Source organism: Vandammella animalimorsus, from assembly GCF_002285265.1.
GTDB lineage: Bacteria > Pseudomonadota > Gammaproteobacteria > Burkholderiales > Burkholderiaceae_C > Lampropedia.
Genome location: NZ_NSJB01000009.1, coordinates 37717 through 54194 on the forward strand (window position 1 = coordinate 37717; position 16478 = coordinate 54194).

13 protein-coding genes are annotated in these 16478 nt (G+C 67.2%); 7 read left to right on the plus strand and 6 right to left on the minus strand.

What is annotated here, in order from left to right; all coding sequences use genetic code 11:
• Positions 1-355: 355 nt before the first annotated feature.
• Complete coding sequence (locus tag CK625_RS10600; RefSeq protein WP_095540295.1) at positions 356-1939, minus strand: ABC transporter substrate-binding protein; 1584 nt, start codon at positions 1937-1939, stop codon at positions 356-358.
• A gap of 140 nt (positions 1940-2079) precedes the next feature.
• Here CK625_RS10600 and CK625_RS13750 point away from each other — a divergent pair, with 140 nt between their 5' ends.
• Positions 2080-2331 (plus strand): hypothetical protein, encoded by a 252-nt coding sequence (locus tag CK625_RS13750; protein ID WP_143326259.1) that lies wholly within the window; start codon positions 2080-2082, stop codon positions 2329-2331.
• Here CK625_RS13750 and CK625_RS10605 read toward each other — a convergent pair.
• On the minus strand, positions 2328-3341 hold the full coding sequence (locus tag CK625_RS10605) for a porin (RefSeq protein WP_172424973.1): 1014 nt from the start codon (positions 3339-3341) through the stop codon (positions 2328-2330). The two genes, CK625_RS13750 and CK625_RS10605, sit on opposite strands and share 4 nt — an antisense overlap.
• A 339-nt stretch (positions 3342-3680) precedes the next feature.
• Here CK625_RS10605 and CK625_RS10610 point away from each other — a divergent pair, with 339 nt between their 5' ends.
• The 5 genes from CK625_RS10610 to CK625_RS10630 all read left to right on the plus strand — a co-directional run bounded on the left by CK625_RS10610 (position 3681) and on the right by CK625_RS10630 (position 9884).
• Positions 3681-4928 (plus strand): multidrug effflux MFS transporter, encoded by a 1248-nt coding sequence (locus CK625_RS10610; protein WP_095540297.1) that lies wholly within the window; start codon positions 3681-3683, stop codon positions 4926-4928.
• Positions 4929-5061: 133 nt separating this feature from the next.
• Positions 5062-6714, plus strand: a complete 1653-nt coding sequence (locus CK625_RS10615; protein WP_095540298.1) for a polyhydroxyalkanoate depolymerase — start codon at positions 5062-5064, stop codon at positions 6712-6714.
• A 161-nt stretch (positions 6715-6875) separates the two neighbouring features.
• Positions 6876-7580: an RnfABCDGE type electron transport complex subunit B gene (locus CK625_RS10620; protein ID WP_095540337.1), complete on the plus strand. Its 705-nt coding sequence runs from the start codon at positions 6876-6878 to the stop codon at positions 7578-7580.
• A 169-nt stretch (positions 7581-7749) separates the two neighbouring features.
• On the plus strand, positions 7750-8367 hold the full coding sequence (locus CK625_RS10625) for a molybdopterin-dependent oxidoreductase (protein ID WP_238945627.1): 618 nt from the start codon (positions 7750-7752) through the stop codon (positions 8365-8367).
• Complete coding sequence (locus CK625_RS10630) at positions 8364-9884, plus strand: sensor histidine kinase (protein ID WP_095540299.1); 1521 nt, start codon at positions 8364-8366, stop codon at positions 9882-9884. The genes CK625_RS10625 and CK625_RS10630 overlap by 4 nt, the downstream gene beginning before the upstream one ends.
• A 246-nt stretch (positions 9885-10130) precedes the next feature.
• Here CK625_RS10630 and CK625_RS14220 read toward each other — a convergent pair whose 3' ends face one another.
• The 4 genes from CK625_RS14220 to CK625_RS10650 are packed head-to-tail and all read right to left on the minus strand — an operon-like array spanning position 10131 to position 14792.
• The gene (locus CK625_RS14220) at positions 10131-11207 is read right to left on the minus strand and encodes an asparaginase (protein WP_095540300.1); all 1077 of its coding nucleotides are present in this window, start codon (positions 11205-11207) and stop codon (positions 10131-10133) included.
• Entirely contained in the window at positions 11204-11824 is a 621-nt protein-coding gene (gene rsmD / locus CK625_RS10640; protein ID WP_095540339.1) for a 16S rRNA (guanine(966)-N(2))-methyltransferase RsmD, read from the minus strand. Before rsmD ends, CK625_RS14220 begins: the two co-directional genes overlap by 4 nt.
• A 29-nt stretch (positions 11825-11853) precedes the next feature.
• Complete coding sequence (locus tag CK625_RS10645; protein WP_095540301.1) at positions 11854-13287, minus strand: M16 family metallopeptidase; 1434 nt, start codon at positions 13285-13287, stop codon at positions 11854-11856.
• Positions 13284-14792 (minus strand): M16 family metallopeptidase, encoded by a 1509-nt coding sequence (locus CK625_RS10650; RefSeq protein ID WP_095540340.1) that lies wholly within the window; start codon positions 14790-14792, stop codon positions 13284-13286. The genes CK625_RS10645 and CK625_RS10650 overlap by 4 nt, the downstream gene beginning before the upstream one ends.
• Before the next feature lie 616 nt (positions 14793-15408).
• Here CK625_RS10650 and ftsY point away from each other — a divergent pair.
• Entirely contained in the window at positions 15409-16473 is a 1065-nt protein-coding gene (gene ftsY, locus CK625_RS10655) for a signal recognition particle-docking protein FtsY (protein WP_095540341.1), read from the plus strand.
• Positions 16474-16478 lie beyond the last annotated feature (5 nt).

Here is a 16478-nt window from a genome sequence, read left to right on the forward strand (position 1 = left end):
AAATGAGTTCGCGCGCCAACTGCTGGCGCAGTCACAAACAGCGGCCGAAGTCAGCGCGAACCGCTCAGCGTTCGCTGGCCGGGGGTATCGACGGCGACAGGCGCTGCCTGTAAAGCTTGGCAATCCCCCGACGCACAAGGGGCGATAGCGTAGCAGGCATCACCGGCCAGCGCACAGCCATCCGCACCAAGCCACACGGTGCGACTGGATTCAAAGCGCTGTAGAGGTGCATGGAGCCTGCACAAGCGAAAGCTCGTGCGGGAGATCTTGCGGCAGTCGCGCCCACATCAAGCAAAACCCCGCCAAGCCAAGCAGCTCGGCGAGGTTTCGCGGAAGCGGCCAACAGACCCTGGGCTTATTCAACCACCACGCGGCGCATGTCCAGGCGGTTGTCTGCGCGGTGCACCACGCTGATGTTCTTCTTCATCACCCAGGGGATGATCTGGTTGTGCAGCGGCAGGTGCGACACGGTGTCGTTGGAGACCTTCAGGGCCTGGCTCAGCAGCTCGGTGCGCTTGGCCGGGTCGCCCTCTTCCTTGGCGGCATCAATCAGGCGGTCGGCCTCGCTGTTGCTGTAGCGCCCAACGTTGTAGTTGCCATCGGCGCCACTCGTCTTGGTGCGCACCAGCGACTGCAAGGAGTACATGGCATCAAAGGGCGGCACGCCCCAGCCCAGCATGTAAATGCTGGCCTCATGGCGCTGGATCATCGGGAAGTAGGTGGCCGTGGGCTGCGTGCGCAGCTTGGCCTTGACGCCAATGCGCGCCCACATGGCCGTGACGGCCTGGCAAATGGCCTCGTCGCCGATGTAGCGGTTGTTCGGGCAGGCAAAGTCCACCTCGAAGCCGTTGGGGTAGCCCGCTTCTTCGAGCAGCTTCTTGGCGGCAGCCACGTCGTAGGGCAGGCGCTGATCGAGCTCCTTGGTGTAGCCATTGACCATGGGCGCGACCAACGTGCCAGCCGGCTGCCCCAGGCCGCGCAGACTATTCTTGATGATGGTGTTGATGTCGATGGCCTGGTAGAGCGCCTGACGCACCTTGACGTCCTTGAGCGGGTTCTTGCCCTTGATGTTGGAGCCAGGCAGCTCATCGCGGTGCTGATCCATGCCGAAGAAGATGGTGCGGTTCTCGATGCCATCGACCACCTTCAGATTGGGCGTCTTGCGCAGGCGCGGCAAATCCTGCGGCGTGGGGTCGAGCACGAAGTCCACCTCGCCCGACAGCAGCGCGGCCATGCGCGTGGCGGCCGAGCCAATGGGCTGGTAGATGACTTCCGTGACGTTGCCCGGCATCTTGCCCCACCAGTTGGGGTTGCGCTTGAGCACCATGCGCGTGTCGGGCTGCCAGGACTCCAACACATAGGGGCCGGTGCCCATGGCGTTGCGGTGGGCGAAGTTCTCATCCGTGCCCTTCATGTCCTTCGGGGCCACGGAATTGTTCTTCTCGGCCCAGGCCTTGCTCATCATGCGCAGCTCGGTGAGCTGGCGCGTCAGAATCGGGTTAACGGCCTTGAGGTGCAGGTCCATGGTGTGCTCATCGACCTTCTCGGCACGCTCGATGCTGTTGGCAAAGACCGCCAGATTCGAGGTCGGCGCCATGGCGCGCTGGATCGAGAACACGGCATCATCGGCTGTGAACGGCGTGCCGTCAGAGAACTTGACTCCCTCGCGCAGCTTGAAGCGCACCTGCGTGGGCGAGATTTCCTCCCAGGACACGGCCAGCAAGGGCTCGACCTCGAAGGTCTCGCTGTTGTAGTAGGTCAGGCTTTCATACACCATGGCATGGATGCCATTGTTCAGTGCGTTGTTTTGCGAATGGATGTCCCAGCTGGTGACATCGCCCTGGCTGCTCCAGCGCAGGGTTTTGGCGTGAGCCACGGGCAATGCCGCCATCACGACGGCCGCCACCGAGGCGGCCAAAATACATTTCTTCAAAGCCATTCAAAACTCCTGAAATTCAATCTGCGAGAAAAGCCACTTTGGCGCTTGTTCGCTCGCGCCGCCATGCCCTGCTGGCAATGAGAGCCCAGCACCCGCACTTGCCGTGGCAAGAGCGCGCGGCATCGGTCACGGCTTTCCTCATGAACAACGGCGCTGCAGCCAAGCCAATGCCCAACTACAGCGCCGCCAGTGACGAGCGGGCGCATTATTTCATCGCAGCCGCCCGTTGCAATGGCCGCCCGGCGATTTTTAGGGATATTCCCGACTCTTCTGCACCTGAGAGCCTTCCAGGGCAAGTGATCGTAGTGGGCAACAAAAAAACGCCCCTGCTGCTGCAGGGGCGTTCATCAAATCATCCATTGGGGCCTGAATTGCTCAGGCCAGCCAATTAGAAGTTGTGGCGCAGGCCGATACCGAAGTTGTTTTCGTCGCTGAAGTGCTTGCCATAAGCGGGGCCTTCCTTGTCAGCGCGGTAGTAAGCGCCGTACACGAAGGTGCGCTTGGACAGAGCGTACTTGCCTTCGACCACGAAGTCGATGCCGTCACGGGTGCCGTTGCGGTCTTCAGCGTACACGGCGTCAGCAGCCAGGCTGAAAGCGCCCAGGGGCAGGCTCACGCCCAGCGAATAGCCTTCCACGCCAGGAACAACCTTGGTTGCGCCAGTGGTCGGGCCGCCTTGGTAGCCAGCAGCGGCCACGTCGTTGTAGTGGTAGGAAGCAGCCAGCTTCAGAGCGCCGAAGTCGTAAGAAGCGCCCACGTTGGCGTTCTCAACGCGGCTACGCTGACCCCAGCCGGTAGCCACTTCTGCCGAGTTGTAGCCAGCAGCCACAGCCAGAGGGCCGTTGGCGTAGATCACGGCCACGTCGTAGTGGCCCTTGGTGTCGCCATAGCTGCCCAGCTTGTAGTTGTCTTCAAACACATAACCCAGGGCAACCTTCAGGCCACCGAAGCTGGGGGTCACGTACTTGATCATGGCGTTGTCACGCGAACCACCGCCGTAGCCGAAGTTCAGGCCAACAGCCGAGTAGTTGGCGGTGCCAGTGATTTCGTAAGCAGCAACGGAGTCGAAGCTGGGGGTCAGCTGACGGCCAGCGCGCAGCGTACCGAAGCCACCTGCCAGGCCAACCCATGCCTGACGCTGGAAGCCGGAGCTTGCGCCGTCGGCCAGGCTCACGCCTTGTTCAAATTGGAAGTTGACCTTCAGGCCGTTGCCCAGGTCTTCAACGCCACGGAAGCCGATGCGGCTGGTGCCGTTGTTGATATTCGAGTTGGCGTGTGCGCCTTGCGTGTCGTTGGCATCACCGATGGCGATGTCGGCCACGCCATACAGGGTCACGGAAGACTGGGCCATTGCCAGGCCAGAAGCTGCAACAGCGGCCAGGGCGATCAGAGATTTTTTCATTGCGGATACTCCAAGGTTAAACATAGGGCTCCGGTACGGGGGGTCAGGGGCTGCATTTCTGCCATGTTTGAATCCCGCCGGTTCCCCGAGCCAACCTCCTGGTGGGGAAGTTAGGGCGTATTGCAACAGACGCGGCGAGGCTTGGCAAAGAGTATTTGCAATTGGCGCGGCATTCTTCCGTTTTTCGTTGCATCAAGACAACATCGCCAGACACCGGCCATGGCGGCACAGGGCCCGGGGGCGGGCGCAATGGCTGGCTTTTGTCTCCAACAGTGCAAAAAATGGCCCGGTACTGGCGGCAAAATCGCCGATTCACATTCAAAACGGCTCTGCCTGTTCATGTCGACACCTTCCCCCTTCCCGGCCTGGCGCGGCCCAACGTGGGCCTTGCCAGCACTGCTGGCCGCGCTGAGTGTTCTGGGCCCATTCGCCATCGACACCTATTTGCCCGCATTTGAAGGCATTGCCGTATCGCTTGGCACCTCCAAAGCCCATCTGCAGCACACATTGGCGGCTTATTTGCTCGCTTTTGCCGTCATGAACCTGTTTCATGGCGCCCTGGCCGACAGTTTCGGACGCCGGCCAGTGGTGCTGTGGGGCGTTGCGGCCTTTGCCCTGGCCTCTGTCGGCTGCGCCATGGCGCAGTCGCTGGAGCAACTGGTGTTCTTTCGCGCATTGCAGGGGCTTTCCTCCGGGGCCAGCATGGTGGTCTCGCGCGCCATCATCCGCGATGTGTTTCCACCCGCGCCGGCCCAGAAGGTGATGAGCCGGGTCACCTTGTACTTCGGGCTGGCGCCAGCCATTGCACCGGTCATCGGCGGCTGGCTTTACACCTGGGCCGGCTGGGAGAGCATTTTCTGGTTCATCGCCCTGCTCAGCGCCGGGCTTTGGTGGCTGAACTGGCTGGTGCTGCCCGAGACCCTGGCGCCACAGGCCCGCCAGCCGTTTGCGCTGCGCTCGCTGCTGGCGGGCTATTTTTCCCTGGGCCGCAGCGCGCGCTTTGTGCTGCTGGCCATCAGCAGCGCCCTGCCCTTCAACAGCATGTTCATCTACATCCTGGCGGCGCCGGAATTTTTGGGCCAGCACCTGCAGCTGGCGCCCACGCAGTTTTTCTGGATGTTTCTCTGCACCATCGGCGGCATCATGGGCGGGGCCATTGCCAGCGGCCGCATGGCGGGCATCATGCCCCCCAAGCGCCAGATCCGCCACGGTTTTCTCATCATGGCCATCGCCGTGCTGCTGAACATGCTGCTGACCGGGTTGAACATGGCGCTTGGGCAGCTTCAGCCGCTGGCGCTGATCCCCCCGCTGGCGCTGATCTCTTTTGGCTGGGCCATCGTCATGCCGCCGGTGACTTTGCTGGTGCTGGACATCAACCCCATGCGCCGTGGCATGGCCGCATCCATGCAGGCCTGTCTGGCGTCTGCGGCCAATGGGCTGGTGGCTGCGCTGGTCGTGCCGCAGGTCATGCATTCGCCCATGGCGATTGCGGCGGCCTCTGCCGCATTCTGGCTGGTGGGCCTGCTGGCCTGGCTGTACCTGCACCATCGCTGGCCCGACATCGGCCGGCACACCGATGCCGCTTGAGCCCCCCTCGGCAGCCCGCCCTGCGCCGCTGCGGCTGCACCGCTGCACCCACGGGCATTGGGGTAATTGGGCATAGGCAATATCTTGCACAACTGTTATATTTTGCGCCGCACAAAATTCTCTTCTTCCAGCCATGCTCTACCAGATCTACGAAGCGCAGCGCTCACTCTCCGAGCCCTTTGCCGACTTTGCCAAGGCGGCATCCAAGATGTTGTCCAGCCCTTCGCTGCCGTTCTCCAGCCTGCCCATGGCGCAGCGCGTCTCGGCCGCCTACGATCTGCTCTACCGCCTGGGCAAGGACTACGTCAAGCCGGAGTTCGACATCGAAACCGTTGACCTCGATGGCGTCAACGTCGCCATCCACGAGCGCGTGGAGATCGACAAGCCCTTTTGCCGCCTGCTGCGCTTCAAGCGCTTTTCCGACAACCCCGCCACGCTGGAGAAAATGCTGGGCCAGCCCGTGGTGCTGATCGTCGCGCCGCTGTCCGGGCACTACGCCACCTTGCTGCGCGAGACGGTGCGCACCATGCTCACCGGCCACAAGGTCTACATCACCGACTGGAAAAACGCCCGCATGGTGCCCACCAGCGAAGGCGACTTCCACCTGGACGACTACGTCAACTACGTGCAGGAGTTCATCCGCTACCTGCAAAAGCAGTACGGCAACTGCCACGTGGTCAGCGTCTGCCAGCCCACCGTGCCCGTGCTGGCGGCCGTCTCGCTGATGGCCAGCCGCAAGGAGCTGCTGCCGCTGTCGATGGTGATGATGGGCGGCCCCATCGATGCGCGCAAGACCCCGACCTCCGTCAACGACCTGGCCGTCAAGCGCAGTTTCGAATGGTTCGAGAACAACCTCATCTACCGCGTGCCCTACGGCTACCCGGGCGAAGGGCGCCGCGTCTACCCCGGCTTTCTGCAGTACTCGGGCTTCGTTGCGATGAACCCGGATCGCCACGCCAGCAGCTATTACGACTACTTCCGCAACCTCATCAAGGGCGATGAGGACGCCACCGAGCACCACCGCAAGTTCTACGACGAGTACAACGCGGTGCTGGACATGGACGCCAACTACTATCTGGAAACCATCGACACCGTGTTCCAGCGCTTCAAGCTCGTGCACGGCACCTGGGAAGTGCGCAACCCCGAAGGGCAGCTTGAGCTCGTGCGCCCGCAGGACATCCAGAACGTCGGCCTGCTGACCGTAGAGGGCGAGCTCGACGACATCGCCGGCAGCGGCCAGACACAGGCCGCCCACCAGCTGTGCGAAAACATCGACGCATCGCAGCGCGCGCACCTGGATGTGCTGGGCGCTGGGCATTACGGCATCTTCAGCGGCAGCCGCTGGCGCAAGATCGTCTACCCGACCATCCGTGACTTCATCGGGCGCTTCCAGCCGGCCCTGCCTGCGGCGGCCAAGGCCGCAGTGCAAAAGGCTGCAGCTGCCACCGCCACGGGCGATGCGCTGGCCGCCGCCAGCAATGAAGAGGCCACTCCAGCGCAACAGCCAGCCGCCCCAGCCGCTGCCACCAAAGCCGCTGCCAAGGCCCAGGATTCGACAGCGCCTGCTGCCCCTGCGGCACCTGCAGACGCCAAGCCTGCCGCGGCAAAGCCTGCTGCTGCCAGCAAACCCAGCAGCCCTGCCGCCAAAGCGCCGCCCAAGGCGCCCTGGCCAGAGCACAAGGCCAAGGCAAAGGCCGATGGCGCCAAGGCCAGCAGCCGCAGTGCAGCGCCCGCCAGCAGCAAAAAAACCAACGCCCCCAACGGCAAATCCGGCAGCGCGCGCTGACCTGCACCCCAAGGCAGAGGCGCGGTACGGCATCGCCTGCGGGCCTGTGCACAGCGCAAGCCCAGGCCCGCGCAGCCTTGTTGTTCAAGGCCTGCAAGGCAGTTCTTTGTCAGCCGCCTCTTGCGGTGGGCGCCATACCGCACATCGTCCTGTTCCAAGCCATGTCCCCATGCACCCGCGCCATGCAGGCAGAGCAGCTGGATGCGGCTTTGCCGCAAACGCAATGCACGCGTTGCGGCTATCCGGATTGCCAGTCCTACGCCCGCGCCATCGCCTTTGAGCAAGCCCCCATCAACCAGTGCCCCCCAGGCGGGCAAGAGGGTGTGCGCAGGCTGGCCGAGATCACGGGCCGCCCCGCATGGCCATTGAGCGCGGCGCACGGCGAGGAAACCGCCCGCGCCATGGCCATCATCGACGAGCAATGGTGCATTGGCTGCACGCTGTGCCTCAAGGCCTGCCCCGTCGATGCCATCATCGGCGCCAACAAACGCATGCACACCGTGCTGGAGTCCGCCTGCACCGGCTGCGAGCTGTGCATTCCCGTCTGCCCGGTCGATTGCATCCGCATGCAACCCATCACCGGCCAGGCCACAGGCTGGGCCGCATGGAGCCCTGCGCAAGCAGCGCAGGCGCGCGACCGCTATCGGCGCCACATGCAACGGCAGGCCGGCCGCGCCGCCAAGCCCCCAGCCCGCAATCGGGCGCCAGGGCCAACGCCCACACCCGCGGCCGAGCAGCCAGCGGCCTTGACGGCCTTGCCAGGCAGCCCACCCCGGGCAGGCGATGCTGCGCCCACGCAGGCCGACAAACGCCAAATCCTGGCGGCCGTGCTGGCCAAGGCCCAGGCCAGGCGTCGCGCGCAGTAACATGCGCCGTTTGACTCCACCTTGCATGCAACATGCCTTTTGTATGACGTCATCCTGGTTGAAAGCGTGGCTCATGGTCTTGTGCATTGGCATGGCCTGCAGCGCAGTGCAAGCTCAGCAAAACCCGGCCGCGGCAGCAGGCGCACCGCACGGCCGGCATGCCCCGGTCTTGCAGCACGCTGTCGCGCGCCCTGCCAAGGGCCCGGCATCGGCCAACGCCGCATCCAAGCCAAGAGTGCAGCAAACCACGCCCCAGGCACAGCCGCTGCCAGCGCCTGCACAGCAACCGCCCGGCACCGCCCCCGTACTGCTGCGCATCCAGACGCCCTGGCACGACACGCTGAACCTGACCGAGCAGGACCTGCTGGCCCTGCCGCAAGTGGAGGTGCGCACCAGCACCCCCTGGACCGACGGGACGCGCAGCTTCCGTGGCCCGCTGCTGCGCGAAGTGCTCAAACTCGCCGGCCGCGAGCGCGACGTCCAGAGCATGAGCCTGCTGGCAAAATCGCTCAACGACTACCACGTACAGATCCCGGCCAGCGATGCGTGGAAGTGGGATGTGATCATCGCCCTGCGCATGAATGGCCACCCCATGTCGCGGCGCGACAAAGGCCCGCTGTGGATCATTTATCCACGCGATTCGCACGCCGAGCTCAAACGCCCCCATTACGACCACCGCTGGCCCTGGCAGCTGCACTTCATCGAGCTGTACGAACTCCCCGCAACCCCCGATCTGGGCTCACCCCGAAGCACACCGCAACCACCATACTCGCCCCGCCAGCAATGACGCGCTTTCCAGCTCCATTCCCACCGCCGCCCCAGCTGTGGCGCCTGGCTTTGGCGGGCGTGATTGCGCTGGCGGCGTTGCTGCTGTATTTGCTGGTCCAGATCCTGCTGATGCAGCAAAAGCAAATCCAGCGCACGGGCGAGCGCGTGCTGTGGGACATCACACAGGCCGAGCGCGAAACCCTGCGCATGCAGCACAGCCTGCAGCAATGGCAAAGCGGCGCGCTGGACAACGACACCATGGCCTTGCGCTACGACCTCTGGCAAAGCCGCATCCAGCTGCTGCGCGATGGGCCGCAATGGCGCAATCTGCACGCCATGGGGCTGGCGCCGTTGCTGCACGACGTCTTCAGCCAGGCGCTGGCCGGGCCGGCGCGGGCGGCCTCAGCGCCTGGCACCATGGCCATGCCAAGCCCAGCCTTGCTGGAGCAGATGTCGGACAAGCTGCGCGCAGCCAGCAGCCAGGTCTCGACCACCGAGCGCATCGAATACGACCAGGCATTGGCGCACCAGCACCAGCTCATCCGAACGGCCCTGCTGGTGCTGCTGCTGCTGACCATTTGTACGCTGGCAATGCTGCTGATGCTGCTGCGCCAATTGCGGCAACGGCAGCGCCACGCCGCCCTGCTGATGGAACAACGCCGGCTGCTGCAAAGCGACATCGCCGCGCTGCAAACCACCCACCGCGCGCACGCCCTGTACCGCTACTTCGTGGCACTGCTCTCGCAACAAATGCGCGCGCCGCTGCTGGAGATCAACACCCACATGCAGCGCCTCAAGCATGGCATACAGCAGCACCCGACCAACTTCCCCGGCCAGGGCGGCCAGGGCAATGACCTCAGCCCCTTGCTGGAGCGCAAGAGCCGCCACATCCGCGAAGCCACCCTGCGCGTGCACAACCTGATCACCAGCGTGCTGAGCAGGCTGCGCATCGAAAACGGCCAGCTGCGCGCCAGCCGCCTGCCTTGCAGCCTGTATGTGCTGGCGCAGCAATGCTGCGGGCACATCCGCACCCTCTACCCCGGGCGCATCCTGCACCTGCGCATCCAGGATGCCGACCAGAGCGAGCCGGAGGGCAGCGACGTCGAGACAGCAGCCTCCAAGCAGCCGCTGACGCTGCGCACCTACCGCACCACCTTCGACGTGCGCCAGGCGCGCCTGGCCAACCTGCCTGCCTTTGCGCTGTCGGCCGATCCGGCCCTGCTCGAACAGCTCATCCTGAACGTGCTGGAAAACGCCTGCCGCTACACCCCGCTGGATCGCCCCATCGAGATGAGCCTCTCGAGCACCCGCAACGCGCTGGAGCTGCGCGTGCGCGACTGGGGCCAGGGGCTGAGCGAAGCGCAAATCGCCACGCTGCTGCCCTCCGCCCCCGATGATGTCGAGGCCATTCTGGCCAGCGAAAAAGGCCTGGGCCTGCAGGCCGCGCTGGCCATCGCCCAGCTGCACGGCGGCACGCTGAGCGTCACCTCCGCACAGCCCCAGGGCCTGTGCGTCACGCTGATCCTGCCGCGTTAGGGCAAGTTTCGATTCTTATGCAGACATTTCCTGCAAGCGCCGCCTTCTCTCGTTCTCGTCACACCCGCGAAGGCGGGTGTCCAGTTGCGACGCTGACAGGGGCGGCGCTGACGGGGCGGCGCTGCCGTTGGCCAATCCCCGCTCGTGCGCAAGGGCGGCGCTGGATGCCCGCCTTCGCGGGCATGACGAGCGCGACTGGCGAGATGGCGATGCCAGCCAGCGGCCAGGTCTTGGATTGGTCAACGCTCAAACAGAACACGCTCTAGCGCAAGCCTTTGTCCGCTCCAGCCACAAGCGCAGCTGCAACTCCAGCCGCGCCTTGGCTGGCGGCAAGGGCAGCAGCGGCCAGGGCGGCGCTGGCTGCGGCACCACCGCCCCGGCAGTGCAGCGGCTGGTCACGGCCACGGCCACCCCAGCCTCGCGCGCAGCCTCGCACAGAGCCGCGTGCAAGGCATGGTGCAAGGTGCCATTGCCCGTGCCCGCCACCAGCAGGCCGTCAAAGCCAGCGGCCACCAAGGCCCGCACCTGGCGCGCATCAAAGCCCGCATGGCTGCTCAGCCAGGCCACGGCAGGCGGCGGCGTTGGCGCCGCCGCCCGCAGCAGCGCCTGGTAGCGGCCTGGCGCCCACAGCTCAGCATCCTGCTCGGCCCCCTGCTCGGCAGCCTGCACATCCTGCACAGGCCCTGCCGGGCAGCAGGGCCTGGCCGGGCGCAGCTGCCCCTGCTCCACCCAGGCCAGCGGGCCAGCCTCGCCGGCGCTGAAGGCCGGCACATGGTAGGGCTGCACTTTTTGCACCGTCAGCGCATCGAACACGCGGCCTGCGGCCACCGTCAGCACCTGACAGCCTGCGCCGGCACGCACCAGCCCTGCCTGCGCGGCAGACAGCGCCAGCACGCAGGCGTCAAACAGGTTCTGCGGCCCATCGGCGCCCAGCGCGCCAGCCGGGCGCATGGCGCTGACCAGCACCACCGGCTTGCCCACGGCCGGCAGGCAGCGGTGCAAGAACCAGGCCGTTTCCTCCAGCGTGTCCGTGCCGTGCGTCAGCACCACGCCCTGCACCTGCGGCTGGGCCAGCGCGGCGGCCGTGGCCTGGGCGATGCGCAGCCAATCGCTGACATCCAGATCCTTGCTGTCCTTTTGCAGGATTTGCTCGGCATGCAGCCGCGCCGGCAGTTGCTGCAGCGCCGGCACGGCATCGAGCAATTGCTGCACCGGCAACACGGCGGCGCGGTAGCCCACGTGGTCGCTGGCGCTGGCGGCCTGGCCAGCGATGGTGCCGCCTGTGGCCAGGATGTGCAGCTGCGGCGCGCTGGCGCAGCTCATGGCCCCTCCTGGGCCGGCGCCAGCGCCAGCAAATGCGCGTGCACCTGGCCGGCGCGCAGGTAATGGCGGCGCTGCCAGCCCAGCGCGGCCAGCTCGGCCTGGCCCCATTCACGACCGCTTTCCCAGTACAGCCAGCCCTCGGGCGCCAGCGCGCGGCGCGCCAATTTCAGGGCCGGCTCGTCCAATCCGGCGGCGTAGGGCGGGTCGAGAAAGACCACATCCCAGCCCTGGGGCTGCTGCGCGCAGGGCGCCCGCAGCGCCGCCAGGCCATCGCCGCACTGGATGCGCACATTGCCCGCCTGCAGACGCTGGGCATGGGCCTGCAATTGGCGGCACAGGCCCGAATCGCGCTCGACCAGCAGCACCTGCGCCGCATGGCGCGAGGCAGCCTCCAGCCCCAATGCGCCGCTGCCCGCAAAAGCATCCAGGCAGTGGCGGCCGTGCAAATCCTGGCCCAGCCAGTTGAATAGCGTTTCGCGCACGCGATCGGGCGTGGGCCGCAGGCCAGGGCGCGCAGCCACCGGCAGGCGACTGCGCTTCCATTGCCCGCCGATGATGCGCACCTGCCCCGGCGTCGCGCTGGCCGCTGCCGGCTTGGCAGAGCCGGCCTGAGCCACGCGGGCACGGCCAGCCCGCAGCCGCGTGCTCAAGGCTGCCCCCCCGCGCCAACGATGACGGTGGCCATGGCCTGCGGCTGCAGCGCCTTTTGCAGCGCGCGGTGGATGTCGGCAACGCCCAGGGCCTGGACCTTGGCCGTCCAGGTGTCCAGATAGTCCAGCGGCAGGCCGTTCCAGGCGATGTTGGCCACATTGCCCAGCAGCTTGGCGTTGCTGTCAATGCGCAGCGCAAAGCCGCCGATCAGATTGGCCTTGGCATCGGCCAGCTCTTTCTCGGTCGGGCCCTGGGCGACGAACTCGGCCACCAGCTCATGCACCAGCTGCACGGCCGCTTCGGCCTGGTCGGCGCGCGTTTGCAGGCCAATGGTGAAGGCCCCGGCGTGGTTGCCCGGGCTGAAGCTGCTGGAGACGCCATAGACCAGGCCGCGCTGCTCACGCACCTGCTCCATCAGGCGCGAGCCAAAGCCGCTGCCGCCCAGGATGTGGTTGGCCACCAGCAGCGCCAAAAAGTCCGGGTCATCGCGGCGAATGCCCGGCTGGCCGATCAGCACCTGGGCCTGCTCGACCGCAAAGGGGATGCGCTGGCTGCTGGCCTGCGCCAGCGGTTGCACCTCGGGCACGGCAGGCAGGGCCGCGCAGGCCGGGCCTTGGGGCAGCTGAGCCAGCAGCTCGTGCACCAGGCGGTCGGCCTGCTCGCGCCCGATGCGGCCGACCACGCTGACCTTGGCCTGGCAGGGCTGCACATGCCGGGCATAAAAGGTCTGCATGTCGCGCACGCCAATCTGCGCCAGGGTCTTGGGCTGTACTGGATAGCCGTAGGGGTGCGTGCCGTAAACGGCCCGATCGAAGGCCTGGCCTGCGATCACGCCCGGGCGGGTCTGGGCCTCGCGCAGCGCGGCGCTCCAGCGCTGGCGCTCGCGCTGCCAGACGGCCTCGGGCCAGGCGCTTTGGCCGATTTGCCGCGCAGCCAGCGCCACGGCCTTGGGCAGCAGCTGCTCATCGGTCAGGCTGCGCAGGTGCAACGTGAAGCGGTCGCGGCTGGCGCTGGCCTCGAACGAGGCGCCCAGGTCGGCCCAGGCCTGGCCCAGTTGGTCTTCGTCCAGCGCGGCCTGACCGCGGGCGGCGCGCACGCCCTTGGTCAGCATGCTGGCCGTGGCCGTGGCCAGGCCGGCCTGGGCGGCCGGGTCGCGCCGCGCGCCGCCATCAAAGTCGATCTGCACATCCACCATCGGCAGGCTGGGGCTGTGCACCAGCCAAACCTGCGCGCCGCTGGCCTGGCGCCAGTGCTCGATGGGCAACAGCGATGGCGGCTGCGCCTGCGCATCGGCCGGCAAGGGCTGATGTAGCACCGCTGGCTGTTGCGCTGGCTGCTGTGCAGTCTGCTGGGCCGCTGGCGGCAGCGGCGCGCAGGCCACCAGCGCCGCCGCGCTCAGGGCCTGAATGAAAAATGGGCGCTTGGTCATGGTTGCTCCTTGCGTGTGGCCTGGGCTGCTGCCGATGGCGCCTGCGGCAGCAGCTCGGCCACCGTCAGCCCATCGTCGCCGAAATAGCGCGCCGCCACGGCCTGCACCTGCTCGGGCGTGACTTCGCGCAGCCGCTGGATCAGCAGCTCGCTGGCATCGAGCGGCCAGCCCTGAACCCAATTGCGCCCCAGCTCATTGGCCTGCGCGAACATCGAATCCTGCTCGTACACCGTGGCCGCCGTCCACTGCGTGACCACGCGCTGCAGCTCCTGCTGGCCAACGCCGCGCTGCGCCACCTCGGCAATGGCCCGGCGCAGCGCCTGCTCCACGGCCTGGCCATCGCGCCCGGGCGCGGGGATGGCGCTGAGCAGGAACAGGCCATTGCCGCTGCGGTTGCTGAGCATGGCGCTGGCATCGACGCTGTCGGCCACGCGCTGCGGGCCGCGCACCAGCGCGCGCTCCAGCCGCGCGCCCTCATAGCCGCTGAGCACGCCGGCCAGCGCCATCAGCGCCAGCGCCTCACGATCGCTGGCGGTAGGTTGCTGCAACTGCTGCAACGCCGGGGCCTTGAAGGCCATCAGCAGCACCGGCTGCTCGACCCGCTCGCGCAACACGATGCGCCTGGGGCCTTGCTGCGGCGGCTCCTGCGTGATCTTGCGCGCCGGCAGCGTGGCCGCCAGCTGCGCACTGCCCTGCAGCGCATCGCCATAGTGGCGCGCCACCAACGCCAGCGCCTGGCGCGGCTGCACCTGGCCCACCACCACCACGGCGGCATTGGTCGGCACATACCACTGGCGGTAGAAGGCGCGCACGTCCTCGGCGCGCATGCGCTGCAAGTCGTCCATCCAGCCGATGATGGGGCGGCGCTGCGGCGCGGCCATGAAGGTGGCGGCCATCAGCTGCTCGAACAGCTTGGCGCGCGGCTGGTCGTCGGTGCGCAGGCGGCGCTCCTCCTTGATGACCTCGATCTCGCGCGTGAACTCCTCATCGGGCCACTGGTTGTGCGCAAAGCGCTCGGCCTCCAGGCCCATCACCACGCCCAGCTGCTGCACCGGCACCTGCTGGAAATAGGCCGTGTAGTCCAGGCTGGTGAAGGCATTGTCCTGCCCGCCCAGCTCGGCCACGCGGCGCGAGAACACACCCGGCGCCAGGGCCTTGCTGCCCTTGAACATCATGTGCTCCAGCGCATGGGCCACGCCGCTGGTGCCATCGGCCTCGTCGATCGAGCCCACGCGCAACCACAGCATGTGGATGGCCGTCGGCGCGCGCCGGTCGGGCTTGACGATGACCTCCAGCCCATTGGCCAGCCGGTAATGCGCCAGCGCCTCGTCCTCGCGCAGCACCTGCGCGCCGGCGGGCAATTGATCAGTCGATGCCGCTGGCGCGGCCGCCTGCGCAGCCGGCGGCTTGCCCGCCTCCAGCGCCGCAGTGCCTGGGGCGCTGGCACACGCGGCCAGACAGGCTGCAGCCAGCAGCGCCGCGCCGCGGCCCAGCCAAGGTTTCATACAATCGCGCACTTGCGTCTTCACAGTCCAGGTTCTCCATTGATGATGGCGCCACAGCGCCCGCCAGGCAGGCTGCCCAACGCCGCGCATTATGTTCAGCTTTTTCAGAAAAAAATCCCCAGCCCCCGCGCCCAGCGAGCCCAGCGCCAAGCCGCCACCACCGGCTGCCGACAGCAGCGTCATGGACTGGCTGCGCCAGCAGGCCATCGACACGGCGCCCCCCGCGCCGGCTGCGCCAAGCACTGCTGCGCCCCTTGCTCCCGCTGAGGCCCCGCAGGCCCCCAGGCTCGCCGAGACTGCGGAAACGGTGGATCCGGCCCATACAGCGCCCGCCCCTTTACAGCCCCCCGCGCCAGTAGCAGCACCAGTAGCTGCGCCACCTGTGGCCATCCCCGCCGCCGAGCCGCCCGCGCCCCCCGCCGTCCACGCGCCAGCGCCCATCAGCGAGCCAGCGCCGGCCCCCGCGCCAGCAGCCATCCCGGCCCCGCCCGCAGCCGCGCCCCTGCCGCCACCAGCCAGCCTGGCCCAACCACCGCTCCAACCGCCGGCCGTGGCCACAGTGCCGCCTGCGCCACAGCCCCCAGCCGTGCCCGCAGTCGCAGTGCCCGCGCCCAGCATGGCGCCGCCTGCTCAGCAGCCCGCGCCCGTGCCCGCCACAGCGCCCGCGCCCCAGCCGGCAGCCCCGGCCGTGGGCAGCGCCCCCGTGGCCGCGCCCGCCCCTGCCGAAACAGCCCCCGCCAGCGCCACGCCCGCCACGCCCGCCACGCCTGCGCCCGCCGCAGAGCGCAAAAGCTGGCTGGACAAGCTCAAGGCCGGGCTGCGCAAGACCGGCAGCAGCATCTCCACCGTCTTTACCGGCACGAAGATCGACGAAGACCTGTACGAGGAGCTGGAAACCGCCCTGCTCATGGCCGATGCGGGCGTCAAGGCCACGACCTTCCTGCTTGATGACCTGCGCCGCCGCGTCAAGGCCGCCAAGGCCACCGATCCGGCCCAGGTCAAGGGCCTGCTGGCCGATGCCATTGCCCAGCTGCTGCAACCGCTGGAAAAAACCCTGGTCATCGGCGAGCACGAGCCCACCGTCATCATGGTCGCGGGCGTCAACGGCGCGGGCAAGACCACCTCCATCGGCAAGCTCACGCGCCACCTGGCCGATGCCGAGGCCAGCGTGCTGCTGGCTGCGGCCGACACCTTCCGCGCCGCCGCGCGCGAGCAATTGGGCGTCTGGGCCACGCGCAACACCGTGGAAATCATCGGCCAGCAAGGCGGCGACCCGGCCGCCGTCAGCTTCGACGCAGTCACCGCCGGCAAGGCGCGCGGCAAAGACGTGGTGCTGGTGGACACCGCCGGTCGCCTGCCCACGCAGCTGCACCTGATGGAAGAGCTGAAAAAAATCAAGCGCGTCATCACCAAGGCCGAGGCCAGCGCCCCGCACGAGGTGCTGCTGGTGATCGACGGCAACACCGGCCAGAACGCGCTGGCCCAGGTCAAGGCCTTTGACGACGCGCTGCAACTGACGGGCCTGATCGTCACCAAGCTCGACGGCACGGCCAAAGGCGGCGTGCTGGCCGCCATCGCCCAGGAGCGCCCCGTGCCCGTGTACTTCATCGGCGTGGGCGAAAAGCTCGAAGACCTGCAAACCTTCAACGCCCGCGAATTCGCCCAGGCGCTGCTCGATTGAGCCGC

What these genes read in the sequence shown, in the direction of transcription:
- CK625_RS10600 (WP_095540295.1), bottom strand. Translation starts at nt 1,939, where the DNA reads ATGGCTTTGAAGAAATGTATTTTGGCCGCCTCGGTGGCGGCCGTCGTG.
- CK625_RS13750 (WP_143326259.1), top strand. Translation starts at nt 2,080, where the DNA reads ATGAACAACGGCGCTGCAGCCAAGCCAATGCCCAACTACAGCGCCGCC.
- CK625_RS10605 (WP_172424973.1), bottom strand. Translation starts at nt 3,341, where the DNA reads ATGAAAAAATCTCTGATCGCCCTGGCCGCTGTTGCAGCTTCTGGCCTG.
- CK625_RS10610 (WP_095540297.1), top strand. Translation starts at nt 3,681, where the DNA reads ATGTCGACACCTTCCCCCTTCCCGGCCTGGCGCGGCCCAACGTGGGCC.
- CK625_RS10615 (WP_095540298.1), top strand. Translation starts at nt 5,062, where the DNA reads ATGCTCTACCAGATCTACGAAGCGCAGCGCTCACTCTCCGAGCCCTTT.
- CK625_RS10620 (WP_095540337.1), top strand. Translation starts at nt 6,876, where the DNA reads ATGTCCCCATGCACCCGCGCCATGCAGGCAGAGCAGCTGGATGCGGCT.
- CK625_RS10630 (WP_095540299.1), top strand. Translation starts at nt 8,364, where the DNA reads ATGACGCGCTTTCCAGCTCCATTCCCACCGCCGCCCCAGCTGTGGCGC.
- CK625_RS14220 (WP_095540300.1), bottom strand. Translation starts at nt 11,207, where the DNA reads ATGAGCTGCGCCAGCGCGCCGCAGCTGCACATCCTGGCCACAGGCGGC.
- CK625_RS10645 (WP_095540301.1), bottom strand. Translation starts at nt 13,287, where the DNA reads ATGACCAAGCGCCCATTTTTCATTCAGGCCCTGAGCGCGGCGGCGCTG.
- CK625_RS10650 (WP_095540340.1), bottom strand. Translation starts at nt 14,792, where the DNA reads ATGAAACCTTGGCTGGGCCGCGGCGCGGCGCTGCTGGCTGCAGCCTGT.
- ftsY (WP_095540341.1), top strand. Translation starts at nt 15,409, where the DNA reads ATGGCGCCGCCTGCTCAGCAGCCCGCGCCCGTGCCCGCCACAGCGCCC.